The organism is Nostoc sp., assembly GCF_036917315.1.
Lineage (GTDB): Bacteria > Cyanobacteriota > Cyanobacteriia > Cyanobacteriales > Nostocaceae > Nostoc.
The window spans coordinates 33,841-60,421 of the sequence record NZ_JBALDR010000068.1 but is presented as its reverse complement, the minus strand read 5'-3'; the positions used below and the strand labels follow the sequence as shown (position 1 = coordinate 60,421).

Sequence of the window (26,581 nt, the reverse complement as noted above, 5' to 3'; positions counted from 1 at the left end):
GTTCTAAACTTAGAAAGCCAATAGCCGGCATAACAACCTGTACCCGAAGTTATATTCATCTTTATTATATGCAAATTGTAGGCGCAACAGCTTAAGATTCAAACTATTGATAGCGGAAATAGTCCCCAATCTTGGCAAGATTTCATTAATAAAGACTCTAAGAAATGGCAAGAACAAATACAAACAGATATTAACTATCTGATTCCAGGTCAAGAATTGTTTGGGCAATTGGTTGATACTATCCGAGGTATAGTAGAAACAGAACAAACTGAGCGCGATCGCTCCTTAGAAAACAAAATCCAAGTATTAGGTATAGGCTTTGGCGGTGGTGCGATCGCCTCTGGCGTATTCACAACACATATTGATAAAATTAATCTACCGTTAGTACAAAAGCATCCCCTTTACGCATCTTTATTGTTGAGTGTTTTATTTACATTCTTTTTTATCGGCATAGGTTGGCTGATAACTCAGCGCCAATATCATTCTAGAAATAAGAGGTAGATAGAGAAATGATAGAACTCTTGTAAACACCGGATTATAGCAGTTTGCAGTTAACTCTAATGCTCACTTTAAACTACGGTGGTGTACACACAAGTCGAATTACCCCCCTTAATCCCCCCTTGGAAAGGGGGGAAAAAAAGAAATCTAGTTCCCTCCCCAATACATACGGGGAGGGTTAGGGTGGGGTAAAACATTGGTTAATCAGCTATTTCAGACTTGTGTGTACACCATATCCCTTTAAGCTGCTTAACATACACAAGTACTAAAAACCTCATAGCTCAAGGCAACTTAACCGTTTTTATACGCAGAGCAATATATTGTCTGCGTATTTTTTATGAAAAAAAGATTCATCCCAATGTATATTTCCGCATTATTTTGGGAATCATAAATCGAGGAAGGATTATACACCATAAAGTATTACTTCCTGAAATATCACATAACTTTTAGAGGATAATTATGTCTAAACGCAAGTTGCCCAAAGGCCGTAGTGTTAGTTCAGTTGCTATAGAACCAGAAGTAGCGATCGCAATTCTGGGGTTGTTTTCCGCTGCGGCTGATGGTGAAGGTATTTCTTCCACAGAAGAATATGCTTTGAGTGAATTTCTCGGTCGGGTTGACTTATTTGAAGATTACTCTGAAGAAGACTTTGAAGAATTGACCGAAAAAGTTGTCAGCTTGATTGAAGAAGAAGAACCAGAAGATTTAATCGCCCAGTCGATCGAATCCTTACCCAATAGAGGTTATCGTGAAGCTGCATACATCACAGCTATCTTAGTAGTAGGGATTGATGAAGAAGTACCCGAAGCCGAACAAGATTATATCTCTGAACTTCAAGAAGCTTTAAATATTTCAGACGAACGCGCACAAGAACTCATAGACGCAGTGTTCGGAGAAGAAGAAGAGGAAGAAGAGGAAGAAGAGGAGTAATATTTTTTGACTTGCAACCTCAATCATCTACCATCTTTAATTTGAGGTTGCTAAAATTTAAGAATATGAAATAATTTTGTTTGGGTTAAGTTGTTCAGATTCCCGACTTCATGAAGAAGTTGGGAATTTTGCATTGTATCAAAATTAACCTTTTTCAGATAAAAGTAAAATATCCTTGAGCGATCGCCATTCAACTTTCACATCACGTTATCATCGGATATTGGGGAATTTCCGTGCGTAACTCGATAGCATCTATGACCGCCTCTCACTCTGAAACTCCATCTACCAAACCCGACGCGAGTACTTTTATTTCTGACCATCTACAGGTGGATCGCAGTAAGCTAAGTCAAATGTACTTGCATTATGTCGAGACGAAGGATAAATATCCTCACGCGGTATTGCTGTATCGGGTAGGAGATTTCTTTGAATGCTATTTCCAAGATGCTGTCAAACTAGCGCAAGAATTGGAATTAGTTCTCACTAGTAAGCAAGCTGGGGAACAAGGACGGGTGGCGATGTCTGGTGTTCCGCATCATGCTTGGGAACGCTACGCGACGATGCTAGTAGAAAAAGGCTACGCAGTGGTAATTTGCGACCAAGTGGAAGATGCTTCTGAAGCTGCTGGGAGATTGGTGCGGCGAGAAGTAACGCGCATTCTTACACCCGGCACTTTGCTAGAAGAAGGAATGCTCAAATCCAGTCGCAATAATTACTTAGCAGCAGTAGTCATTGCCGCAAATCATTGGGGTTTAGCGTATGCAGACATCTCTACAGGTGAATTTCTCACCACTCAAGGTAGCGATTTAGAACATTTGACCCAAGAATTAATGCGCTTGCAACCTTCAGAGGTGTTAGTTCCGACAAATGCGCCCGATTTGGGTAGTTTGCTGCGTCCGGGAGAAACTTCGCCACATCTTCCTGAGTGTTTGCCACCATCATTTTGTTATAGTTTGCGATCGCAAGTACCATTTTCTCAAGGTGAAGCTAGACCTAGATTATTGCAGAAATTTAAGGTGCGATCGCTCGAAGGACTCGGTTGCGATCGTCTTCCCCTGGCCGTTCGTGCGGCTGGCGGTCTTCTGGAATACCTGGAAGATACTCAAAAAGAAAACCCTGTCACCCTCCAAAGACTCCGCAGCTACACTGTCACCGACTACTTAATTGTTGACAATCAAACCCGCCGTAACTTAGAAATTACCCAAACCGTTCGAGATGGAACTTTTCACGGTTCCCTACTTTGGGCTTTAGATAAAACTAGTACAGCGATGGGTGGGCGTGCTTTGCGGCGGTGGTTGTTGCAACCGCTACTCGATATTAAAGGCATTCGGGCGCGGCAAGATACCATCCAAGAATTGATGGAAAATACCCCCCTGCGTCAAGATTTGCGACATTTATTAAGGCAAATTTACGATTTGGAACGCCTCACAGGAAGGGCGGGTTCTGGTACAGCGAATGCTAGAGATTTAGTAGCTTTGGCAGATTCCCTCTCACGCTTACCAGAATTATCCAACTTAGTCGTTGAGACGCGTTCTCCTTTCCTGAAAGCTTTGCAGAAAGTCCCCAGTGTGTTGGAAGAATTGGCACAAAAGTTACACGCACATCTTGTAGAGTCGCCACCCATACTAATTAAAGAAGGCGGATTAATTCGCCATAGTGTAAATCCCCTATTGGATGAAAGGAAGGCGACTGTAGAAGCAGACCAGCAATGGATTGCCAACTTGGAAGTTGATGAGAGGGCTAAGACAGGAATTTCGACACTGAAGGTAGGATTTAACAAAACCTTTGGTTATTACATCAGTATTTCTCGTACCAAAGCCGACCAAGTACCCGCTAATTATATCCGCAAGCAAACTTTGACCAATGAGGAACGTTACATCACCCCTGATTTGAAGGAACGAGAAGCCCGGATTTTGACGGCGCGAGATGATTTAAATCAGTTGGAATATGAGATTTTTACGGCGTTGCGGGAAGAGGTAGCACAAGAGGCGGAAGTAATTCGCAATTTATCTCGTGCAGTGGCGGCGGCGGATGTGTTGTGTGGTTTGGCGGAGTTGGCGGTACATCAAGGTTATTGTCGTCCCGAAATTTTGCCAGGAAGAGAGATAAACATTGTTGATGGTCGTCATCCTGTGGTGGAACAGTCTTTACCTGCGGGGTTCTTTGTGCCGAATTCGACGCAATTGGGAAGTGAGGAAACGAACCGCCAAGGCGCAGAGGACGCAGAGGAGAAGGAGAAGAGTTTTCCCGCACCTGACTTAATTATTCTGACTGGGCCAAACGCCAGCGGCAAAAGTTGTTATTTGCGTCAGGTGGGATTGATTCAGTTAATGGCGCAGATTGGTAGTTTTGTACCAGCTAGATTTGCCAGATTGGGAATATGCGATCGCATTTTTACCCGTGTTGGTGCAGTAGATGATTTAGCAACGGGTCAATCTACCTTCATGGTGGAGATGAATGAAACCGCAAATATTCTCAACCATGCTACATCTAGATCGCTGGTACTATTAGATGAAATTGGTCGCGGGACAGCAACATTTGATGGTCTTTCTATAGCTTGGGCGGTGGCGGAATATATAGCAGTTGATATTCGGTCACGGACAATTTTTGCCACGCATTATCATGAGTTAAATGAACTGGCTAGCATTATCCCGAATGTGGCTAACTATCAGGTGACGGTGAAAGAATTACCCGACCAAATTATCTTTTTGCACCAAGTTCAACCAGGAGGTGCTGATAAGTCTTATGGAATTGAAGCGGGAAGATTGGCGGGTTTACCAGCCGTAGTTATTCAACGGGCAAAACAAGTGATGGGGCAAATTGAAAAACACAGTAAGATTGCGATGGGGCTGCAAAATCTTGATGGGTAAGCAAGTTTGTAGTAAGGACTTTAGTCCTTATTTTCTAAGCACTAAGGCAATTTACGTTAATAAATCTACCGTCGCCGTTGGTTTCGACTCCGCTCAACCAACTAAGGGATCGAGAGTTGAGCGAAGTCGAAACTCGTCAACCTGGGTATATTCTTTGTGAGAAATCACCTAAAGTGCTTACTACAAACCGAGGTGTTAATTACTGCCGAAAAATTTCTACTTTTTGTAACACCACTTCTTGATTTGGACGATCTCTAGTTGTAGGCACATTAGCGATCTTGTTGACTATATCTAGACCTTGGACAACTTCACCAAAAACACTGTGTTTGTTGTCAAGGTGAGGTGTTGGTGCTTCTGTAATGAACCATTGCGAACCATTAGTACCGCGTCCGGCATTAGCCATCGACAAGATACCTGCACCAGTGTGTCTCAATTCAGGATGAAACTCATCCTCAAATTGATATCCAGGGCCACCAGTACCCCATCGGTTGGCTGTATCTAGATAACGGCTCAGAGGATCGCCACACTGAATCATAAAATCAGGGATGACCCGGTGAAAGCGAACTCCATCGTAAGCTGGAGTTCCTTTACCAGATTGACCTGTTTTAGGGTCTTTCCAGTCGATTGTTCCAGTTGCTAGACCGACAAAATTTTTGACAGTGTTGGGGGTTCGCTCTTCTTCTAAACGAACTACAATTTCACCCAAGGAAGTAATTAAACGAGCGTGCAGTGTTCCATCACCGGGAATATTAATTTCTGGAAAGTTCATTAGATATCCTATTTTAACCAGTGCCAGTATTTGAACTATATAAGTTTATCAGCATTCAAGTTACCGCCTTTAGACATGAAAAAAACCTGAAGGCAGGAAACTTGAGCCAACAAATACTTTACTCAGGCAAATTTATTGCGGGATTCCGGCTAAAGAATCCTCTAGGGACTAGCTTAAAGCCAACTCGGTGAACAGGCATCACCGGCCAATCTTCCGATCGCGGAATATGAGTTACGCCCATTGTGTACCACAGTACGATATCTTCACCCATCAAGGCTTCATCGTCTGCAATATATTTTGGCAAACCCTGTCCAGGTTGAGTTTGGTTGGGATAATCTCCCCCAGCATAAAGTTCAGTAGGTTTATATTTTGTTACCCACACGTGATGAGTCGCAAATTTTGCCCGTTCCCGGATTTTTGAACCTTCCACAGGGAAAAATATGGAATTTCCTTCAGGCATCAGCATATATCCAGGTGCAGCACCGAGCGTATTCTTTTTGTCTGCGCTAATAATCATCCACTCCCGACTGCTTTTCATATCCAAATCACGCACAGCAGCCGTTTCTTTAGCTAGTGGGGTTTCTGAAAGTGCGATCGCATTTCCTAAAGGATTTTTCTCATCCATCGGCAAAGCTTTCACATTCATTTCCATCACAGAATTCGCCTGACCATCGACATCGAAATCTAGGCGATAATTGAAAAAGTGCTGATGATTTACTCCAAAGATATTCTTAGCAATTAACCGACCATAAGAATCATCATCAGATTGCTTTTGAGCAGCCGTTCCTTGCGCCAGTACGATACCCGTTAATTCATTTTGGACTTCCAAAGTCCCATCTTGGTGAAAGATCCAATTGATGCTGTAATCATAGTTATCAATGGCTACCGTCATCTTCATCACTAATTCTCGACTGCGACGGACATCATTACGTTGAGTATTATACTCATAGTGTTTCCAAAGCATTCCGTTCTCGCGTTCGTAGATACCGATAACCCCTGGTATTTGATAAGGTTCTCCCTGCTCATTAGCAAATACAGCATTTAGCAACAAGCCATTTTCGGGAATTTCTTTACCTAATTCCATCGTATTTGCTAGTAAACCTAAGTTGTATTCTCCAACATCAAAGGCATTTTTGAATGACCAAGTAGGCTTAGGATCGCCATAAGGTACTACCATTTCTGAGAGGCTAGCGCGGTATAAAACTGGTCGAATATTTTCCCCATCTTTATGCGTCACTTGATAGAGCATTAATCCATTACGAGGATGCATTGAATAGCGAAACTTCCAACCTTGCCAGCTAATTTCATTGTCTTCGATCTGGAAACTTCTACCATTAGGTTGGAGAATCTTCAATGCTTTCAGTGGTGACAATAATTTACCCAAGGATTTGAGATCGTAATCCCAATTTTCTTTAGAGAAAGGTACGTTTCCTCTATCAATAAAACTGGCAATTTTCCCCGTGTTTAAATTAACTGTTGCTAAGACTCCCTCAATGGGACTACCGTAATAGTTCCAGCCTTTGCCTTTGTAGTAAGATAAGCCGCGACAAAGACGATTACCTGTTGCTTCTTCCTGTTCGCTGAGAATTCCTGGTGCCCACCAACTGATTTTAACTCGATCGAAATCGGTAATTCCCCGCTTTTGCATCGCTTTTTGCCATCGGGGATCGGCTTTAACTACCTGAGTTGCTAGTTCGTATTCTGAATTAACGATCGCAGGTTGAATAGACGGTATTTCTTTCCAAGAACTTAAGGTTTTGCTTCTTAGGTCAACGATACCTTCAAAAGTTTTGTTTTGCGATCGCTCATAGATTACCAAAAAAACTTTTCGCCCAAAGACTTTACCAGGTGTAAAATTTAGAACTTCTTCTTTATCTGGTTCTTGTAAAGCAATCAGTGGAAAAGCTGCCATTTCGCTCAAAGTTTTTTCTCTTTGGATGACCGAAACAGCCGTGCTAATTTCTACCTCAGTTAGCGAAGTGAGAGGATGGGAAATCAAAGGCTGTTGTGCCGTCAATTTTTCCATTAATCCGATTGAGATAGAAATGATGGAAACGATCGCAATAGATAGCCATAAAAAACGCTTTAGCCGCTTAATCATCTTTTACATTTTTACAAAAGACTTATAGTTACCTATTTCCAAACCTAAGATTGAAAACCGATAAATTAAGAGGCTAAAGCGAAATTAATTATAATAAAATAACCCCACCCCGCTAAAGCACAGCTATGACGGGGTGGGGTTCCGGGTATTAGGCTTAATTACCTGGACATTATCTTATGCAGAAACCAAACGGCGTAAAGATTCAGCACGACGTTTAGCAATAGGGTTATTTGGAGCCAATTTGAGTGCTTCTTCGTAACTTTGTAACGCCTGAGTCGTTAATTTTTTCTTCTCGTAGGCGTGACCGAGATTATTCAATCCTGTTACGTAGTCTGGTTTAGACTTGAGAGCTTCTTTGTACTGACGAATTGCTAAGTCATATTGCTCTTGGGTGAAATAAATATAGCCGAGTCCGTTGTAAATGGGGGCGATATCTTCTTCTTCCTCTTCTTCAGCAGCTTTGAGAGCTTTTTGAAATAGCGCGATCGCTTGAGAGTACATTTTTTTCTCTGAATAAATACTGCCTAACTCATAATATTCTTGAGTCGTACCCTTTTCTTTCTCTAATTTCTTTCGCAATCTTGCAAAAGAGCCTTCAACCTTGCGAGTTTTGAAAATCTGGCGAAACACACTCACGGCTGCAATTGTGAGTATAACCACCAAAATTGAGAGATAAACAACGGCTAGACTGTTATCCATTACTGCAAATACAAATATTATAAAGTTTGTTATTTGTCATTTGTCATTTGTCCTTTGTGTTATTCACTAATAACCAATGACTAATGACCAATGACCAATGACCAATGACCAATGACCAATGACCAATTTACGGTAAACCCCAATATTGAGAGCGTTCCTGGAGCCAACCTTTTTCTAAATAACGAGCGATCGCCTGATTCACATTTCGTCTAAACTCATCGTACTGCAATCCCTTGGGCATTACTACACATAAGGGTTCAGTTGATAATTTTGTTGGCAGTAGACGATATTGAGGATATTGTTGCACCCAACCGCTAAGAACACTAGCATCTGCGGCAAAGGCTACGGCGGCATTATTTTCTATTCTCTCTCGCGCTTCTTTATAGGAATCCACTCCTACTAACTCGGCGTTTGGCAGATAGTACCGCACTTTCGCAATGGTACTGGAGTTGTTGAGTACGGCAATCTTTTGTTTTGACAAATCATTCAACTGCTGTACAGAGGGATCTTTTGTAACTAATACAGTGCCATCCAAATAGTAGGGAACACTGAAACTAACTATGCGGGTGCGTGACTCGGTTGCTGTGACTCTAGCGATCGCAAAATCAACTTTCTTGTCTAAGACTACAGAAAGGCGATCGCGATTCGCTACAGGTTGAAATTTTACAGCCTCGGCTTTACCAACCAAGTCAACTGCCAAATGCTTTGCTAAGTCTATTTCTAAGCCTTGCAAATTTCCGTTGGTATCCTTAAATCCCAAGGGACGCAAGTTATCTTTAACGGCAACATTTAAATAGCCCCGCTGCTGAATTTCTGACATTTCGGCAGCAGATGCAGTTAATCCCGTCCCTACTAGAGAAAAGCAAAAAAGCCAAAAGATAGTGGCGGATAATACCAGATGTAACCGAGTAATTGCTTGCCGTCTGTTACATCTGTTATACATCCCTCACCACCTTTATCCTTTAGCTTGAAGTGCCAATTCAGCAACTTTGCCGAAACTAGCTGGATCGAGGACTGCCAATTGCGCCAACATCTTGCGATTTAGTTGGATATCAGCTTTTTTCAAGTTACCGATCAACTGGCTGTAACTTAAGCCATGTTGCCTGGAAGCAGCGTTGATGCGGGCGATCCAAAGGCGACGAAAATCGCGTTTTTTCTTTTTGCGATCGCGGTAGGCACTCCGTAGCGCCTTCATCACTTGTTGGTTGGCAGTTCTAAACAGAGTTGAATGGGAACCGCGAAAACCTTTAGCTAGTTTGAGAATTTTATTGCGGCGTTTGCGAGCTACATTACCGCGTTTTACCCGAGTCATAACTTATTTCCTAAAATACTTACAAATATGGGAGCATCAAGCGCACGTTAAGTTCGTCGCGTTCGTGTACAAGCGCACTCTTACGCATACCACGTTTTTTGTCAGAAGATTTGTGTTCTAAAAGGTGGCTTTTGAACGCTTTGCGACGGACGATTTTACCGCTACCGGTGGCACGGAATCGTTTTGCCGCGGCTTTACGAGTCTTTAGTTTAGGCATGGTCTAGCTTTGATTCGACACGATCCATTATTATATACTATTAAAATTGCTATAACTGCAATTAAATAAAGGATTTAGCCAACGGCGATCGCTGTAGATAAACTTTGCTTCACTTATGGATGAGGTGAATATAGTTGAATATGACCCACGTTGGGCGACTTTGTTTGCGGAAGAAGCCGAGCGGATTTGGCAGTTACTAGGCAATGACTTAGTTGTAGAAATTGAACATATTGGTAGTACCGCAGTACCAGGAATGGCAGCTAAACCAGTTATTGACATCATGGTGGGAGTGCGTTCTTTGGTAGATGCAAAATCTGCTATTTTGGCTTTAGAATTTTTGGGATACGTTTATTGGTATGAAGATCCGCGTCCTGGACGGATGTTTTTTGTCAAAGGAATGCCACCATACGGAAAGCAACGTACTCATCATATTCACATAGTCGAAATTGACAGCGAATTTTGGGAACGCAAGTTATTTTGCGACTATTTGAGAAAGCATCCTGAAGAAGCGAGACGTTACGAAGTTCTAAAACGGGACTTGGCGGCAAGTTTTCGGAGCGATCGCGAAGCTTATACGAATGGTAAAAATAACTACATCCGTGCTTTGATGGTCAAAGCACGGAATGAGGATATGGGAAAAAACCAAAGCCATTGATTATTTAACTTTTTTCAGTGGCGTTGGCTTTGGGATCTAAAATTATTTGCGAAGTGGATTTGTTCACATGGTAAATCCAAGATTGCTCTTTAACCTTGACAATCACTTCCCAACCTTCCACGGGGTCGTACTGCTGGGTGCAGACTTCGCCAAAGTTGAATTGGCAGAGATTTCCAAAGGTTTTTGGTGTAGTTTGAGTAATTTTTAAATCAGTAATTTCCACCCCAGAACGGCTTGAGGCATCGCTCAAAATTGCATCTGCGATCGCCTTCGGCAATGTTTGTGAAGTAATCACTTTCGGATCTAAAATTATTTGCTTTCCAGATTTATCTACATGGTAAGTCCACGAATCTTGACGGACTTTGACAACTACTTCCCAGCCTTCAATGGGGTTGTATTCCCTAGTACAAACTTCTCCAAATTTGAATTCACAAGGATTACTAAAGGTTTTCGATGTGACTTGGGTAATCTCTAATTCCCGTTTACGCAAGCCAGAATGCCTAGAAGCATTTCGTAAAATCTTATTAGCGATCGTTTTCGGCAACTCGTTTGCTTGGGATTGGGATAATTGAGTGCCGTCTGGGTAAGGAATAGCCCCAGCAGAATTGTTTTCAATGACTCCGAATCCATAAGATAGCAAGCTTGTCAACACCAGCGCCAAGAAAATTCCTCTGGGTGACTTGAAGGTGCTTTTAATTACAGCAGATGCTTGGATGATTGATTTCATAATATATATTGATTGTTAAAGATTGAACGGATAATATCTCATACTTCTCGGTTAAGGGGAAAAGAAAAAAGCTTTAACCCAAACCCAGTAACCTTTTCCCAAAACCCAATTCCGAATTAAAGATGCCTAACCAAGAAGTATTGGGATAATATCGCAATTGAATCATAATTTGTTTGACGTTGCACTCTTAATTCAGTTTCCTTATAAAGAGTGAGCTACGGTGTACACACAAGTCTGAGAGGGTGTTTGAAAAGCCTTGGCGACTAGAAGGCGACTAGAAGTCACGGCTACACAGACAAAACCCACCTACGTAGGTTAAAGAGTTTGATTTTGTGTTAGTCCGCACAGGCGGACTTTGCTTGTGTAGCCGCAATTTCCAATCGCCCAAAACTTTTCAAACATCCTCTGAAATAGCTGATTAACTAAGGTTTTACCCCACCCCTTATACTTGTTTGCTCATTGCCGCTAAATTCACCACACATTCAGGAAATTGGCGTTTTAATGCTGGAAACACCGGACAAGGCGCTTGTTCTTGCAAATTGTCCGGTTTACTCCAAGTAAAGGGAGCTTTCTGCGCCGCAGACATCCACAACAGAAGCTTTGCTCGTGTCATGGCCACATAGAGTAAACGATACTCTTCAGATGTTTTCAAATTTTTTGCCACCTCCCATGCCTGACTAACATCCGGTATGACAGATTCTTCGTGGAGAGTAGCGCGAATTTGGGCGCGGGCTACTTCTGATAAGGTAAAGTCGCCTAGAAATTGGCTTTGGGGAGGAACCCAAAATCTGCCAGGAATCAAGTTTTCGTGGAGAAAGGGAAGAAATACATAGTCCCAATCTAGACCTTTAGCTTTGTGCATAGTGATAATCGTCAGTTGACCGCGACGGGTATAACGTTCTTCCGAATCCTCGGTTTCCACTGGTTCAAACCGTTCGGAACTAACGATTTCACTTAAAGCTGACAGCATTCCCCCCATCGAACTATTGCCAGCTATCTGCTGGTTTACCCGTTCTGCAAGTTTATCAGCAGTTGCTAATTCTGCTTGGTCGTAATTTAAAGTCAAGGCGAGAAAGGAAATTAGCTGGTAAAGAGGCAGTTCTAAACGAGCGCGAAGTAAATTGCGACACAAACGAGCAGCTTTTTGTACTGTTTCTGGCTGGGGTGCTGCTAGGGGACCAGGATACAAAAACTCTTCTGGCAGACTAGCAAGGGCGTTGAGGTCTTGAGTAGGAATTAATTGGCGCTGTACTAATGCTTCTAGCGCAGCTTTGAGGTAATCGGGGGAGTGGGGGCGATCGCAAAATTGCAATAATGCCAAAATTTCTTGAGGAACATGGGAACGGCGATCGCGTTCTCCCACATCATAAAGTGTAATTTTATGCTCTTTGCACAGAGGTGTCAGAGCTTCTGCTAACCATCGTCCTTGACGATTTTCTCGGACTAAAATCGCTGCACTATTTTTTGTTGGATCTTCACCAAATAACTCAATCACCCTTTGAGATAACAATTCAACGGTGTGATGAATATCGCGCGGTGTATAAAGTTCTAAACCTTGTCCTACGGGTGCGGGGTTGGCGTTAGCTTGCGGATCGCCAACTTCCACAGGGCGAATTGTCTGCAAGCGAAACGGTACTTGTCGGTTGTCAGCAGTCTGTTGTTTGTTGTTAGTTTTGGTTGTTGCTAACCACTGATTATTGATCCATTTGAGAGCAAAGTTAGCAGCTTCAATGATAATTCTAGTACTGCGACCAGCTCGATCCATCGTTGCCAATCGTTCGATGCGATCGCACTCTTCGCAAAATTGCCGAAAATAAATCGGATCGGCTGGAGTAAAGGTAGAGTTAATCGCCTGGTTAGGGTCGCCAACTCGGACTAAATTGAGTGGGGAGTACGTAGAGGCGCGATGAATCGCGTCTGTATTCATCCCCTCATATTCCCGATTACTCGCCAAAATTTCTAATAGCTGCGTCTGAAGAGGGCTAGAATCTTGAGCTTCGTCTTCAAAGACGGCGAATATTTGGTTTTGCTCGACGTGACGGGCACTGTCGTTTTCTAAAACGCGCAGTGCAGCTAAAATCATATCGTCATAATCTATAAAATCACGCGATCGCATCAAGTTTTGATATTGCTCGTACAATCCCGCCGCTACGCTCAAAATTGCATATTCGTCTGTGGTTTGTTTACTCCACTCCCGCAACAATTCTGGCGATATCCCAGAACTTTTTGCTTCATGAATTACCGTATTAGCCAATTCCGGTAATACTTCTGTTCGCAGCACCGATTGACGACGCAACCTTTCTGTCTCTTCTCCATCAAATTGATGACCTTCCAATAACCGCAAATATATATCTGGATTATTTACAATCCATTGTTCTACAGCAGTTCGGATAAAACGGTGACTTTGGGTTGGTGTAATTAATATGACATTTTCTAACTGCAAACCTGACAAATCAGAATGGCGGTTGGCAATGTTCAACGCTAAACCGTGTAGGGTATAGACAAAAAATCCTGTCTGAGGTAGAGATAAATCATCTCGTAAAAATTTACGAATCTTCGCTTTAATATTGGCAGCAGCGGAGCGAGTAAAAGTAACGACTACCAACTGACGGCGGGAAGATGAACGCTCATATTGACGGGCGATCGCGATCGCTGCTGCCGCCGCCATCCCAGTAGATTTGCCTGCACCAGGAACGGCTGAAATCGCCAAAGGACCAGATTGCCAATCAGCCATTTGCTGCTGTCCAGGGCGGAGACTGTTGCGGATTGCGAGAATCTTTTCCTGTAAAGAAGGAATAGGCGATCGCTCAGACAATTCTGAGTCAAGTAATTCTTCAACAACAGGGGTAGTAAATTTAGAATCGGACATTCTCAAATTATATATTTTAAATAGATATTGAATTTAATTTCCAAACCACAGATATGAATAATCTTCGGTGATTCTAATTCAAAATTATTAAATAAATTAGTCCACTGTTTTTGCCCTAATTCCGATTTTCATTAACTCAACCGTGTTGATATTTTTGCTCCAGTTAGTTTAATCTCCAACACTCCCACACCAGAAGGTGTGGGAGTGTTACGCAGTTAGCTCGTCTAAAATTGAATTTATTCGTCAATCTGCCATGAATCCTTAGTTAATTCTTCATCCAGAATTTTCTTAGGACGCACGATGATAATAACTTGTCCTAATAGAGGAATTTCTGGCTCAGTTTCAAACCATTGAAAATCTAATTCACCACCATTTTCAACGACAAAATAGCTGGAGGCATCCCATTCTCGTTGGGCACGATCTATCACTACTACAACTGGCCCTATTTGGCTTTGGGTTTGGATGGGGAAGCGATCGCTATTCGCTAAAATCACTACTGGATCTTCTGCCGCCAACAGCACTTGCCAACCTGGTAAAGGTATCCAAGCTTGCTCTCCAGAAAACTTGACCATCCGAAATGGTTCAATTTCTGTCAATATGGGCACAGCTTGCAAGTCTTGCCGTGACAATGGCAACTCGCCTACCACGGGCAAGATTCGGGGTAACTGTTCTTCAAATTCCAGGCGGTAAAACGGTAAAATTGGCGCTGGACGTTGGGGAACGGTAGTAAAATCAGTCAGTAGTTGTTCGATTTTTTGCCTTGCACCTGGCGTATGAGCAAAACGCAAACCTTTGGCGATTAAGCGCGATCGCTGTTGTAAATCTGCATTTTGGCGTGCCAGTTTCCAAACTTGATGAGCAACAGCATCCCCAGGATGAGCAGAAAACCCTTCTGGCAAAGTGCGGTAATAAGAGAACTCTTTCAGGGCTTTGGCTATATCCCGTGCCTCATCAGCATCAACATTGTGGACGAAGATTAGTTCAGCGGCGGCGGCGCGTTCTTCTTGGGTGAGCAAACGCAGTTCATATAAAACATCACTGCCGCGTGTGGCATAATGCGATCGCGTGGCTTCCGATACTCCAAACTTTTCCAAAGAATTGTAAACTTGAGAACCAACAACCACCTGGTTTTGTTGAATCGGCTCAAATCCAGTCGCCTCAAAAATTTCTTGAGGGTTGTAACCGGTTTTTAGCAACGAGGCGATCGCGGCTCCCCATTCCACCCAGTTGCCTTGTTTTTGCCTCAGTCTTCGCAGTAACTCTTGTGCTACATCGTTTGTAGGATTATCTTCGGGATTCTGAGTGTTGGGTGGTAAATCAGTCATAATCGGAGTGCAAGCTTCAACTTGAGAGGTTAATTGAACACCTCATGAGCAAGTATTATTCTAATCTATACCCAGACCTACACCTCATCCACGATCAAAACTGCCATAGTTTTGCTGATTTAGTTAGTTTTTATAGCGCAACATTTTTTAATTGAGATATTTGGGCAGACAAATTTCCTGTGTAGCGCTCACTATTAGCGTTCTCAAATATGCAAAATAACTCCGTATAAACCCTTGGCGCTCTTCGGCTATTCTCAACTAAACTTGGTATGGAATATAACAAGAGAGTGAATATTTAAAGGAAAATCTTATGGATAAACCCAATCTCGAAATTGATAAAGTCCAATCTCAAGTTATGACTCTCGAACGACCAAAAAAGCTGAAAATACTGGTAGTTGACGATGAGCCAGATAATCTGGATTTACTTTATCGCACATTTCGACGCGACTTTAATGTTCTGAAAGCTGATAGTGGGGTGAACGCTCTACAAGTTTTGGCAACAGAAGGTGAGGTAGCAGTGATTATCTCCGATCAACGGATGCCAGAAATGAAAGGGACTGAGTTTCTCAGTAAGACTGTACCTCAGTTTCCCGATACAGTAAGAATAATTCTCACTGGATTTACTGATATAGAAGACTTGGTAGAAGCAATTAATGCTGGGCAAGTCTACAAATATATCACCAAGCCTTGGGACCCAGGGGAACTGAAGGCAGTGGTGCAAAGAGCAGCAGAAACCTACGACTTGCTGAAGCAACGTACAGAAGAATTACGCCGCGCTCATGCTCAAATGGCGCTGCTGAGTGTTTTGGTACAGGTAACTCAAGCCGCTTCTAGTTTAGAAGAAACTCTCGCTCCCATTGCTAGGGCTGTGAGTGAAACTTTTGGAGCAGACGGCTGTATTTTACAACTTACAGATGGAAATACTCTGGTTGCAACTCAAGGAACTTACAGCGATATAGGTACAATAGAAAATTGGCTATCTCTTGACCCACTAACCAGGGAAGCGATCGCTACAGGACAAATGCAAGTTTCCTTAAATGTACTTAAAGATACTAAATTAATTGATGCGATTCACTACCAAAATACGGGTGTGCAAGCACATTTAGTCATCCCAATTAGCTACCGCAATCAACTTTTGGGTGTATTGTCGCTCCAGTGGAAACAACCTTGCACTTTGCGAGAAGATGAATTGGTGCTGATTAATTTATCAGCACAACTAGTGGCGATCGCTCTGACAAGTAGTCACTCTCATTAAGGTATTGTGTAGTTGTCATTAGTCATTTGTCCTTTATCCTTGGCAAATGACGAATGACTAATGACCAATGACTTATTGACTAATGACTAACGAAATTCAGTCCATTTTTAACCGTATTGCTCCAGTTTATGACCAGTTGAACGATTGGTTGAGTCTGGGACAGCATCGAATCTGGAAGGAAATGGCAGTAAAATGGAGTGCAGCTAAACCAGGAGATACTGCATTAGATTTGTGTTGCGGTAGTGGTGATTTAGCTTTACGTTTGGCACGGCGTATCGGAGCAACAGGACAGGTGTATGGAGTAGATTTTTCCCAAAACCTGCTAGAAAAGGCTAAAGAACGCTCCCAAAAGCAATACCCCCAACCTGCTATCAGCTGGGTAGAAGCTGATGTCCTCAATTTACCCTTTGACGACAACCAATTTGATGCCGCAACAATGGGCTATGGTTTAAGAAATGTTAAAGATATTTCCCGCAGTCTCCAAGAGCTATACCGGGTTTTGAAGCCGGGAGCTAAAGCCGCAATTTTAGACTTTCATCGACCGAGCAATCCTCAGCTACGTACCTTTCAACAGTGGTATCTGGACGGTTTTGTGGTACCAGTTGCCAATTATTTAGGCTTAAAAGAAGAATATGCTTACATCAGTCCCAGCTTAGATCGCTTTCCCATTGGCAAAGAGCAAATAGAGTTAGCTCATCAAGTAGGTTTTGCAGTTGCCACACACTACCCCATTGCGAACGGTATGATGGGAGTGTTAGTGCTTAGTAAGTTAGGAGTTATTAGTTAAAAATTATGAATTATGAGTAGTGATAAATTCTCATTTAAAATTTATCATTCCTAACTCCTAACTCTTGTACAGACGCGATTAATCGCGTCTCTACTGTTAACTCCTAACTCTAAGCTCTAACCCCCTAACTTTTTAAATTCTTCCCTTGGACTGGTCTCATCTTTGGCTTTATGTGTCTCCCCCGGTACTGGGTGGAATTATTGGCTATTTCACAAATGATATAGCCATCAAAATGTTGTTCCGTCCTTACCGAGCAATTTATATCGCTGGACGAAGAGTACCCTTCACCCCTGGATTGATCCCCCGCAATCAGGAACGTCTCGCTAAGAACATTTCTAATACAATCATGGGGTCACTATTGACACCACAAGAATTGCAAAATCTGGCACGGCGTTTGTTGCAAACAGAACGCGTGCAATCAGGAATTCTCTGGTTGTTGCGGTTAGCAATTGAACAAATCAAAACAGATAAAAACGAGAAAAGTGCCAAAATTGTAGCTGGAATTTTGCGGGATTTACTAGGGGAATCTTTGCCACGATTGCTCAAGGTTTTAGCGCGGCGTGAAGATTTTTTGGAGGCGCAGATCAATCAAATTTTTGACCAGATATTGCTGGAATTTCAACTGAGTGAAGAACAAGCTACGCGGCTTGCTGATTGGTTGTTGCAAATAGTTTTACCGCCGGATCTGCTCCGCCAAACGATAGTTGATTTTTTGACCGATCGCACGATTCAAATTATCGATGAAGGCTTCCGCGAAAAAACCAGTGGGACTTATTGGGTAGTAGCAAACTTGTTTGGCTTACGTAATACTCTTACACGCCTACGAACTTTTTGTTTGGATGAAAAGGAGGCTGCTAATAGTCGCTTGCAGGAATTGACTCAAGATTTGCAGATCCGCGATCGCATTCGGAAATTGCTGCAAAATTTATCATTACAAAACTTGCCAATGGGTACGGTGCGCCAACTCCGAAAAACCACCCGCGAAAGTGTCCGTCATTACCTGCAAAATAGTGGCAGCGATTTTTTACAAGGATTAACTGATTCTGTCGATTGGGAAAATATTGCTGTAGTGCTGCTGAATCGTGTTAGTACTTCACCAGTTGTCAGTACTTCTTTAGAAGTAATGAGTCAAGAGTTGGCTCTAATTTTAGAGAAATATTTGGAAAAAGATTTAGAAGCAATTGTGGCACAGGCGATTCCCATTTTATCGATAGATGAAGTCATCGTTGACCGTGTAAAATCAACTTCACCGGCTGATTTGGAAGCTGCCATTGAAGGAATTGTGAAAAATGAATTGCAGGCAATTGTGACTTTAGGTGGTGTTTTAGGTTTTGTTATCGGGTTATTGCAGACGGTATTTTTAATATTAAGTCAATATTAATTTTTTCTTTGTAACTGTAAAATTTTGTCAAATTATAGTTGCAATTTGGCCAGATTATGGAATGAAGAGAATTAGAGCGATGTCTACGATGGTCACTTCGGCAATGCTCAGTGACCATCGTAGACATCGCTCTTGTTTTTATTCAGAGTCACTCAGATTCATCCATAGGGTAATAATTACAATATTATGTTGACCTATCTTCTATCTCTGTTTGCAACAACTGTACATCTTCAATTGATAACCCAGTCAATTTTGTCACTTCCTGCAAAGGCATTTGGCTTTTGAGGAGATTCACTGCAACTTGCCGAATTCCTTCTTGTAAACCTTCGGCTCTACCTTCGGCTATACCTTGCGCTCTGCCTTTTGCCTGAGCTTCAGCCTCAATCTCTTGATAAATTACAGATTCGCGCATATTGTCTCTCCGTAATACTCTTTGAATTAACCCTTTCTCTAATACTAGACCAGCTAGAATTGCTGTGGCAGCTGCAACATTATTCTGTAAGCGTTGGTCAGGAATCCCGATGATTTCCTGTGCTACTTGCTGTAATGTACTTGCACGGTCATCTGTCTGACCTAACACCGCGAATGGAAATAAACCTGGATAGCGCAAAAGTACTTCTGTTGGCTGTTCCCATAATCGAACGACCTCGAACTCGTGGCGAGTACCAGCAATGGTAAAAGTATTTTGTTGCACGAGTTCTGAGCTTGTTTCTTTAAGATAAATTACCACTTGACGCATCTGCTTTTGGGGAAAGCGGCGATACACTCGCAAGCGATAATCAATCATCCGAAATGGGATATTAGCATCGGGTTGAGTCTGAAACTCTAGGTGAAGTACTACCTCTGCTGATTCCAATAAAATTAGTGCATCGGCTCGAATGGGTTCTAGCGAGAGTTCAGAAGGACTTAACTCCGTAAGGGAAATGGGTTCTCCCAGCAGCCAGGTCGCAAAGTCGGTGGAAAAGTTTTCGGCGAGGAATTTGCAGATGTTATCAAACATCCAAAAATCCTACCACTCCAAAGCTTTCAACTGGTCGTGGTAACAAAAAAACCGTTTTTAATCACACAAAAATTGGAATTTTGAAAGAGCGATCGCCTAATTCAAAATTTGCGTCAAATCAAGCACAAATCCTGGTAATACATCTTCTCCTGATAAGCTAGTAGGCGATGTCTCCGACGGGCTACGCCTACGCAGAATCTCAACATCCTGTCCTGGACGGTAAATTTCCACCTGTTGATTCTGGGGGTCAATTAGCCATCCTAAACGCACGCCGTTATCAATGTACTCCTGCATTTTTTGTTGCACAGTCTTTAAGCTGTCTGAAGCAGAGCGCAATTCTACCGCAAAATCTGGAGCGAGTGGTAGGAATTTGTCGGGGTCTGAATTCAGAGCTTCTAATCGCTTGCGGCTTACCCAGGATGCATCTGGAGAGCGATTTGCACCATTGGGGAGTTTAAAACCCGTTGAGGAATCAAAAGCCAAACCTGTGCCATCAGCGTCAGCCCAATTACCTAAGCGCTGTGTCAGTTTACTATTGCGATTTCCGATTCCCCATCCAGTTGGTGGCATGATAATTAATTCTCCCTCTGCCGTGCGCTCAAGTCGCAAATCTCGATTATTTTGACACAGTTGGAAGAACTGTTCATCTGTTAGTTCAATGGTGGGGCTGAGGTTCAGAATTAGGGCAGTCATAATTGCCTCTCAAACTTTCTAACTGTAGCGTAGCACTGGGTTGACATACTAGGTTAACCATCTAACAATTACCATGCTTACTAGAAAGCTATTTCCAATCATGTAGAAATTTGTTTCACTGTTATCTGTCTGATAAGAGCAGATGAGAGTTAATATTTTCTCTCTCAGCTTTTAATAGCAGGATGCTGTATTCAATCATACTCTCTTATTGTTATATTGACTTAGCGCATTTAGTCTAAATTTCCGAACCTACCCTCCCCCAAAAGTAAAACAGACTAAGCGTTATAGCTCTCGTTGAATGCTTATGGAATCATTTTGCTATTTTACTAATCTTTTAGTATTAAATTTTACATATAATTTTAAATTATTTTAGTTCAAGGCTTATATTGTAAATCTGATTAATATTAGAGAGTATATTAAATGAAAGAAAGACAAAAAATCACTAGATTTAACGGAATATCAAAGTGGTTATCTAACTCAGTTAGTGAATCTGAAGATAAGCGATACACACATCGTCTTCTCAAAGAAGATAAAAGCCAACGAGATATAATTCTCAATGAATTAATATTAATCGTTCAAAAAGCCCATGAAGATGCTCGATATCGTCTTCGTAAATTAGCAGGAAATCCTCTTGAGCCATTTGGTGATTCTTCAGAAAGTGATCCAAGCTTTGGCTATCCTGAGCGTTTTAATATTATATCTCTTCAGGGTTATTTTGGAGAGATATTTTCAGGAATCATTGCTGAAAATTTTGCTCCTTTTGGGCAGGATGATTGGGAAGTTCCTGCTTTTCTTTTTCGATTTCATCTAGTTGAATTTCAGCATTTAGAATTTCTAAATCAAACTGAAGAGATTGCAAAAAAGCGACCTGGACGTACAGGCGATGATTGTCTTGCTTTTCTACGTAACAGCAAAGGAGTAATTATTGCTTCTCTAGTTTGTGAAGCTAAATGTACAACTAATCATTATACAGAAATGATAGCGGAAGCACATAAAAAGGCAAGTACCCCACATGAAAAACCTGTTGATACCCCACAACTAATTGATATTTTGCAGGATTATGATGATCCTTTGTCATCTGAATGGGTTAACTCTCTAAGAGTTCTGTGGCTAGAACCAGTTGATAGAAATTATGAACGCTGTGATTTAGTTAGTTATATTTGTGGTAGACATCCTATCATAAATCCAACATGGATATCTCTCAAGAAACCACACGAAGAATATACAGCAGAAAGAAGACTTGAAACAGTTGAAATTCATCTTCATGAAGTTGAAAATCTTGTTAAAACTGTCTATAGTCAGCCAGCAAGTACAACACCTTTAGTAAATATTTCTAACCAGACAGTTTACCAATCAGATGACTCAGAGGTTGCTTTTGCAACCTCTGATGTCATAGTAGAAGGTGAAGTTCTGCAAAATGAGATGACTCAACCAAGTAACGAAGTCATTGCTTTAGCGAAAGAACTACAAAAGAGTCTGGCAGGTAGCAGACTAACACCAGCAATTGCAAAACTTTATAGCCAACATACGAGACTTCGGGCAGGAGAAGATGGGTTAACTGGGTGGCGAGAAGATGAAGCAGGTGAAAGATTAAATGATGCCATGCGACTTATTGAGGCTGCATTTATCCAGCGAGAAGATGAAGATACTAACTGGCGTAATGGAATGCTACGGGCTGGTGAGTTATTTGAATGGCTATCTCATCCCCAACTAAACCCGGATCTTTTACCAATTCGTTTACTTGCAGCAGCTGTGTATGAACTTGCTGGTTATCCTGCTAGGGCTGCGGGTTTACTCAATGAAGATATAAGTGAGGGAGTAGAGTCAGAAATTTTACGTTCTTTGCTAAAAGCTGATTTTCCTAGTTTATTACAACGGCTGACAGAATATTGGGCAACTCTAACATCATCAAATTTCCAAACTGAAACAAGTCTTCTTTGGGATGACACTGATACAGCTGCTGACAGATTTAACAAGTTGATTGTTAAAGAAACTGCTAGTTCTTTAGGAATTTTATGTGCAAAAATGCGCTGGGGAAATGAACCAAGATTAGAAAAAGCTATTGAAAAGCTTTCTGATATTGCTAAGGTGCTTCTTCATGGACATGACACTTATTCTTGGCTTTTAGGAAAATTGTGCGCTGAAGTTACGTCTGTATATATACAAACTTCTCTACGACATCATCTAGAATTACTTTCTCAGATGATTACTCCAAATGGTAGAAATTTCTTAGAACGTTATTTACGTCAAAGTTATCAAAAGTGTAAAGCTTTAGCATGGCGTTCTCAAATTTGTGGAATCGAACGACTAGCAACAGCAGAATCATTTGCGCTCTGTACCCCTACAGGTTCAGGAAAAACAACGATAGCTGAAATTGCAATTTTGCAAAGCTTGTTTTTTGAAACAACAAATTCTAACAACTTAAGTAACTCTACTCCTTTAGTAATTTACATAGTGCCAAGCAGAGCGCTTGCTATAGAAGTTGAATCAAGTCTGTCTCGTGTTTTAAAGCGTTCCACTAATAACAATGTTATAGTTACAGGTTTATATGGAGGGACTGACTGGGGGCCAACAGATGTATGGCTGACATCAGAACAGCCAACAGTTTTAATTTGCACTTATGAAAAAGCAGAAGCTTTGATGAAATTTTTGGGTACTCTATTTATTCGTAGAGTTTCTCTTCTTGTTATCGATGAAGCTCATGCAGTTCAATTTGATGGTAATAAAGATTCTTTACAAAAAGCTGAAAGTAGATCCTTACGCTTAGAGTCATTAAGTGCAAGACTGTTTACTTATATAGAACAAAATAATAGCCGAATTATTGCACTATCTGCTGTTGCATCACAAACAGAAAACGCATTAGCAAGCTGGATAGAGAATCAAACCAACGCTAGCCCAGCAAAGACATATTACAGAAGTACGCGCCAATTAATAGGCCGACTTGAATGCTTACCAGGAAGAAGATTTGAAATACGCTATGACTTACTAGATGGTAGAGGGTTAGGATTTCAAGAAGGAGGACAAGCTGACACACCCTTCATTCCACGTCCATTCCCAGCATATCCCCCTGCTGGTAAATTAGAAACAAATAAAAGTTCTGGAAAGCGTCTTCGCCCTCATCTATTCTGGACCGCTATGCACTTAGCATCTCCAGATGATAAAGAACAACAACGAGCAGTACTGATTTCAATAACACAGAAAATTGACGGATATGCTCAAGACTTTCGTGCTCTTTTAAATAAAGAATGGGAAAACATATCAAAGCCTTTATTCTTTCAACCACCTTCAGAACCAGAAAAAGTTAAAATTTGGCATAATTGTTTACGCTCTTGTGAAGACTATTTTGGTGCTGATTCCTGCGAATACCAATTACTACAGAAGGGAATTGTGATACATCATGGAAAAATGCCTGGGTTAATGGCTAGATTACTGATAGATTTAATAAGAGAGCGAATTGTACATTTAGTTGTGGCAACTTCTACAGTTTCTGAAGGTGTTAATCTCCCTTTTGAAACTGTTTTAATTCCCAACTTACAACGTTGGTCTGATTACGATCAAAGGTGTATAGATATCAATTATCGTGAATTTGGTAATTTGGTTGGTCGGGCTGGACGTCCTGGATTTGGGACTGAAGGGCGTAGCTTAGTGGTTTTGCTTAGTACCGAATCTATAGAGCAAATAAAAGATCCGAAAGAAAAATATAATGCCAATAAAACTCGTAACAAATATAACTCTTTGATAAATAATTTAACAATACAAAATAATGACAATTATGAAATTTCAAATTCCCCAAGCCCTTTAGCTCAATTATTGATTCATTTAGAACAACAATGGCAAAGTATTTCTCTTTCTAGCTCACAAGATACTTTTTTAACCTGGCTAGAACAAACTGCACCACTTTATTACAACAATAATCTTTCTGAAGCAGAATCATCAGCAATTGAAACTCTAGATTCACTAGATAGTATTTTACTGTCTGCAATTGTTGAAATTGAGCATCTAGCAGCAAAAGATTTAAGCCCTGATGAGTTGGAAGAGCAACTAAAAAAAATTTGGCGGAGAAGCTTTGCACATTATGCTAGTTCCGAGCAAGAAAGATTAGAAAATTTATTTATCAGGCGAGGTAGAGCATTAAAAACAGAAATTTATAGTAATTATTCACAGCGCAGGCGTTTGTATCGTACCAGTCTGCCACCGCGTGCTGGAAATGAACTTTTAACTATTTATCCTAGACTTAAAGAGCAGTTAGAAAAAGGTAAAAATTATATAATTTGGACATACGAACAACGCTTTAACTATATTCAAGCTGTGGTTGGTGAACTCGGAAAAATATCAAAATTTAAGCTGAAGATTCCATCAAAGAAAACTTCAGGTGATACTTCTTGGAATGAAATATTACGCTGGTGGCTCGATCCAATTAGAGCAATTAAACAACCCAAGCCTAGTCAAGTTTCAAATTGGCATTCATATATTAGTCAGAATTTTGGATATAGATTCAACTGGGGCTTAGGAAGTATTATTGCACTAGCAATAGATGAAGCTTTTGGTGGCGAGTTAGTTGAATCATCATTAGAAAACTGGTCACAAACTGGGCTACCTTGGATTGTTTTCTGGATGAAAGAACTTATTGTATGGGGAACTTTAGATCCCGTAGCCGCATACTTGCTTGCTAAAGTAGAAGATGTAACAACTCGTAAACAAGCTGAAGAACTAGCGCAAACTTACTATCACTACATTAGCGAAAGAGAATCTGAACCAAATGAATATCTTAATGCAGTTAATATCAAAAATTGGGTAGAGGAATCATATTCCAGTCTTGAACGACATTTACCAACTCCCAAACCTCCTAACCGAATTAATGTCAATTTGCTGAAAGATTTTAGTAAGGCTCCAAGTAAAAATTGGAGAGTAGTACCAGTAGAAATTGGGGATGATATTCAATGGTTTGATTTAGCAGGATTTCCACTCGCAATTTGCCAAAAGCCTGAAAAGTGGCAGTCTGATTTTCTAAATACCTACGACTTCATCCTAGATGCGGAAAATCGATTTGTTTCATCAAAGATTTATGTTTGACTATTCAAGGGATGCTGTGATCAGCAAAGGCTCAATATATGCTTCTAGAGTATCTTTAACTTTAGAAGGTTGACGAACTGGAGCGATCGCAGAATAATCCGATTTTACTGTCCAGTCGTAATGGCGAAGCAGTGTGGAAAGCACGATTTTCATTTCCATCTGGGCAAATTCCATACCTAAACAACTGTGCGAACCATAACCAAAACCCATCAATGCTAAAGGATGTTTTTTATCTTCTTCACGAGGTGGTGCAAAGCGATCGGGGTCAAAGCGATCGGGATCTGTGTACAGTTCTGGTAAACGGTGAGTCAGCATCGGCGAAATAGTCACAAACCAACCAGCAGGGATGCGATAACCTCCATACTCAATATCCTTGAGGACGCCACGATTATAGGCATACACTGGCGGATAGAGCCGTTCTGCTTCTTTAAGGACGTTGGTTAACTGTGGAAGTTGTTTGAGATGGGATAAGTTAAGGGGATTATTTCCCACAACTGCTAATTGTTCTTGGCGCAGTCGCTCTCGCCACTCTGGATGATTACCTAATTCAAAGATTACCCAAGTCAGCAAAGAGGCTGTTGTCTCGTGTCCAGCAAATAGTAATAATAATGCCTCATTGATTATCTGTGCTTCGCTCAATTTATTGCCGTCTTCATCAACAGCGGCTAGCAGCAATCCCAAAACATCTTTTGATTCTTCTAAATTACCCTGCTCGATACGTTGGGCGATCGCTTCACGTAAGAAAGCCACTAACTTACCCCTAGCATTTTGACCGCGACCATATAAGGTAAAAGGGACATTCCATTTCAATATCGCCATACTGCTATCTAGGAGTTGTGTAAACCACTGACTGGTTTGCTCAACTTCGCTCTTGTTCTGACTTCCCAAGAACAGGCGAGTCGCAACCATTAGGGTAAGCTGACGGAAACTAGAATTTAAGGAAATCGTTCCTCGCTCTCCCCAATCTTTGAGGAAGTCTTGCACAATATTTTGAATGGTATCGAAGTATGTAGCGATCGCTTTTCCGTGAAATGCTGGATACATTAAGCGACGAGTTAGGCGATGTTCTTCCCCATCTTGTAATAAAATATTGTTGCCAAATGTTGATTCTAAGAAATACCACCCGATCCGCGACGACATATTTTCAGCTTGTTCTACCAGCACCAGCCGATTAGCATCAGGGCCAATTAGATAAGCACGTTTGTATCCCATGACGCTCGTCTTAAAAACTGAACCATGCTGCTGGAATCGTCGCCATAGATACAGTTCTAAATCCCGAAATATTTCTAAAGTCTCCCCCAAGATGGGCAAGCCATAACTACCAGGCATTTCCTCGGCTGATTTTAGCTGCCGCATATTTGAGTACCTCCAGCAGGAATTAGCTACAGTTTAATTGTAAAGGGCAGTTAGGCTTTACAAATCA

At 41.4% G+C, this 26,581-nt stretch carries 20 protein-coding genes; 8 read left to right on the top strand and 12 right to left on the bottom strand.

Annotation, left to right across the window (positions count from 1 at the left end; all coding sequences use genetic code 11):
* Positions 1 to 216 precede the first annotated feature (216 nt).
* The 3 genes from V7K84_RS32300 to mutS all read left to right on the top strand — a co-directional run bounded on the left by V7K84_RS32300 (position 217) and on the right by mutS (position 4,295).
* Positions 217 to 501, top strand: coding sequence for a hypothetical protein (locus tag V7K84_RS32300; protein WP_334844325.1), 285 nt, complete (start codon positions 217 to 219; stop codon positions 499 to 501).
* Between the two features lie 456 nt (positions 502 to 957).
* Positions 958 to 1,428, top strand: a complete 471-nt coding sequence (locus V7K84_RS32295) for a tellurite resistance TerB family protein (RefSeq protein ID WP_334844324.1) — start codon at positions 958 to 960, stop codon at positions 1,426 to 1,428.
* Between the two features lie 254 nt (positions 1,429 to 1,682).
* Positions 1,683 to 4,295 (top strand): DNA mismatch repair protein MutS, encoded by a 2,613-nt coding sequence (gene mutS / locus V7K84_RS32290; protein ID WP_334844322.1) that lies wholly within the window; start codon positions 1,683 to 1,685, stop codon positions 4,293 to 4,295.
* Between the two features lie 199 nt (positions 4,296 to 4,494).
* Here the strand turns inward: mutS and V7K84_RS32285 are convergent, their stop codons facing one another.
* The 6 genes from V7K84_RS32285 to rpmI all read right to left on the bottom strand — a co-directional run bounded on the left by V7K84_RS32285 (position 4,495) and on the right by rpmI (position 9,393).
* Positions 4,495 to 5,064, bottom strand: a complete 570-nt coding sequence (locus V7K84_RS32285) for a peptidylprolyl isomerase (RefSeq protein WP_292738596.1) — start codon at positions 5,062 to 5,064, stop codon at positions 4,495 to 4,497.
* 118 nt (positions 5,065 to 5,182) lie between these two features.
* Positions 5,183 to 7,165 carry a primary-amine oxidase gene (locus V7K84_RS32280; protein ID WP_334844319.1) on the bottom strand — a complete coding sequence of 661 codons (1,983 nt, stop codon included), beginning with the start codon at positions 7,163 to 7,165 and terminating at the stop codon, positions 5,183 to 5,185.
* A gap of 174 nt (positions 7,166 to 7,339) precedes the next feature.
* Entirely contained in the window at positions 7,340 to 7,864 is a 525-nt protein-coding gene (locus V7K84_RS32275) for a tetratricopeptide repeat protein (protein ID WP_334844317.1), read from the bottom strand.
* Positions 7,865 to 7,991: 127 nt separating this feature from the next.
* Positions 7,992 to 8,807, bottom strand: coding sequence for a transporter substrate-binding domain-containing protein (locus V7K84_RS32270; protein ID WP_334844314.1), 816 nt, complete (start codon positions 8,805 to 8,807; stop codon positions 7,992 to 7,994).
* Positions 8,808 to 8,819: 12 nt separating this feature from the next.
* Positions 8,820 to 9,176: a 50S ribosomal protein L20 gene (gene rplT / locus V7K84_RS32265; protein WP_094350283.1), complete on the bottom strand. Its 357-nt coding sequence runs from the start codon at positions 9,174 to 9,176 to the stop codon at positions 8,820 to 8,822.
* Positions 9,177 to 9,195: 19 nt separating this feature from the next.
* Complete coding sequence (gene rpmI / locus V7K84_RS32260) at positions 9,196 to 9,393, bottom strand: 50S ribosomal protein L35 (protein ID WP_094350284.1); 198 nt, start codon at positions 9,391 to 9,393, stop codon at positions 9,196 to 9,198.
* Positions 9,394 to 9,508: 115 nt separating this feature from the next.
* Here rpmI and V7K84_RS32255 point away from each other — a divergent pair, with 115 nt between their 5' ends.
* Positions 9,509 to 10,048 carry a GrpB family protein gene (locus V7K84_RS32255; RefSeq protein WP_334844312.1) on the top strand — a complete coding sequence of 180 codons (540 nt, stop codon included), beginning with the start codon at positions 9,509 to 9,511 and terminating at the stop codon, positions 10,046 to 10,048.
* 4 nt (positions 10,049 to 10,052) lie between these two features.
* Here V7K84_RS32255 and V7K84_RS32250 read toward each other — a convergent pair whose 3' ends face one another.
* From V7K84_RS32250 to V7K84_RS32240, 3 genes are all read right to left on the bottom strand, one after another.
* Entirely contained in the window at positions 10,053 to 10,775 is a 723-nt protein-coding gene (locus V7K84_RS32250) for a hypothetical protein (RefSeq protein WP_334844310.1), read from the bottom strand.
* A gap of 442 nt (positions 10,776 to 11,217) precedes the next feature.
* Positions 11,218 to 13,644 carry an ATP-dependent helicase gene (locus V7K84_RS32245; RefSeq protein ID WP_334844308.1) on the bottom strand — a complete coding sequence of 809 codons (2,427 nt, stop codon included), beginning with the start codon at positions 13,642 to 13,644 and terminating at the stop codon, positions 11,218 to 11,220.
* Between the two features lie 236 nt (positions 13,645 to 13,880).
* Positions 13,881 to 14,969, bottom strand: a complete 1,089-nt coding sequence (locus V7K84_RS32240; RefSeq protein ID WP_334844305.1) for a RuBisCO accumulation factor 1 — start codon at positions 14,967 to 14,969, stop codon at positions 13,881 to 13,883.
* 310 nt (positions 14,970 to 15,279) lie between these two features.
* Here V7K84_RS32240 and V7K84_RS32235 point away from each other — a divergent pair, with 310 nt between their 5' ends.
* The 3 genes from V7K84_RS32235 to V7K84_RS32225 all read left to right on the top strand — a co-directional run bounded on the left by V7K84_RS32235 (position 15,280) and on the right by V7K84_RS32225 (position 18,392).
* Complete coding sequence (locus tag V7K84_RS32235) at positions 15,280 to 16,224, top strand: response regulator (protein ID WP_334844303.1); 945 nt, start codon at positions 15,280 to 15,282, stop codon at positions 16,222 to 16,224.
* 82 nt (positions 16,225 to 16,306) lie between these two features.
* Entirely contained in the window at positions 16,307 to 17,011 is a 705-nt protein-coding gene (ubiE, locus tag V7K84_RS32230) for a bifunctional demethylmenaquinone methyltransferase/2-methoxy-6-polyprenyl-1,4-benzoquinol methylase UbiE (RefSeq protein ID WP_334844301.1), read from the top strand.
* A 145-nt stretch (positions 17,012 to 17,156) separates the two neighbouring features.
* On the top strand, positions 17,157 to 18,392 hold the full coding sequence (locus V7K84_RS32225; RefSeq protein ID WP_334844298.1) for a DUF445 domain-containing protein: 1,236 nt from the start codon (positions 17,157 to 17,159) through the stop codon (positions 18,390 to 18,392).
* 184 nt (positions 18,393 to 18,576) lie between these two features.
* Here V7K84_RS32225 and V7K84_RS32220 read toward each other — a convergent pair whose 3' ends face one another.
* Both V7K84_RS32220 and V7K84_RS32215 read right to left on the bottom strand, forming a co-directional pair.
* Complete coding sequence (locus tag V7K84_RS32220) at positions 18,577 to 19,392, bottom strand: Rpn family recombination-promoting nuclease/putative transposase (RefSeq protein WP_334844296.1); 816 nt, start codon at positions 19,390 to 19,392, stop codon at positions 18,577 to 18,579.
* Positions 19,393 to 19,488: 96 nt separating this feature from the next.
* Positions 19,489 to 20,085, bottom strand: coding sequence for a Uma2 family endonuclease (locus V7K84_RS32215; protein WP_334844295.1), 597 nt, complete (start codon positions 20,083 to 20,085; stop codon positions 19,489 to 19,491).
* Positions 20,086 to 20,505: 420 nt separating this feature from the next.
* On the opposite strand from V7K84_RS32215, the gene V7K84_RS32210 reads away from it, so the two are divergent.
* Positions 20,506 to 25,158 carry a DEAD/DEAH box helicase gene (locus V7K84_RS32210; protein ID WP_334844294.1) on the top strand — a complete coding sequence of 1,551 codons (4,653 nt, stop codon included), beginning with the start codon at positions 20,506 to 20,508 and terminating at the stop codon, positions 25,156 to 25,158.
* Here the strand turns inward: V7K84_RS32210 and V7K84_RS32205 are convergent, their stop codons facing one another.
* On the bottom strand, positions 25,159 to 26,514 hold the full coding sequence (locus V7K84_RS32205; RefSeq protein ID WP_334844293.1) for a cytochrome P450: 1,356 nt from the start codon (positions 26,512 to 26,514) through the stop codon (positions 25,159 to 25,161).
* Between the last annotated feature and the right edge of the window lie 67 nt (positions 26,515 to 26,581).